At 53.1% G+C, this 309-nt stretch carries 2 tRNA genes; both read left to right on the top strand.

Annotation, left to right across the window (positions count from 1 at the left end):
- The first annotated feature begins 24 nt into the window (after positions 1–24).
- A tRNA-Ile gene (locus tag GTPT_RS16625) sits at positions 25–101 on the top strand.
- 108 nt (positions 102–209) lie between these two features.
- Positions 210–285: transfer RNA gene (locus tag GTPT_RS16620), tRNA-Ala, on the top strand.
- Positions 286–309: the final 24 nt, after the last annotated feature.

Below are 309 nucleotides of genomic sequence, written 5' to 3'. Positions count from 1 at the left end.
TTAAAGAGAGCAGTAATCTTCTGCAGGCTTGTAGCTCAGGTGGTTAGAGCGCACCCCTGATAAGGGTGAGGTCGGTGGTTCAAGTCCACTCAGGCCTACCAATTCTTTCTCATACGGCGTTATGACTCCGGCTCGCATAGCAGGCTATGCGTCGCGAAGCCATGCCTTGTCTGAAAAAGAATAGGACACTTCAGAAAATTACCATCGATGGGGCTATAGCTCAGCTGGGAGAGCGCCTGCCTTGCACGCAGGAGGTCAGCGGTTCGATCCCGCTTAGCTCCACCATCATTCAGCAGTGCCTGCTGAAAC

The organism is Tatumella ptyseos ATCC 33301 (assembly GCF_000735525.1).
Classification (GTDB): domain Bacteria; phylum Pseudomonadota; class Gammaproteobacteria; order Enterobacterales; family Enterobacteriaceae; genus Tatumella; species Tatumella ptyseos.
This window is presented reverse-complemented; position numbering and strand designations above follow the sequence as displayed.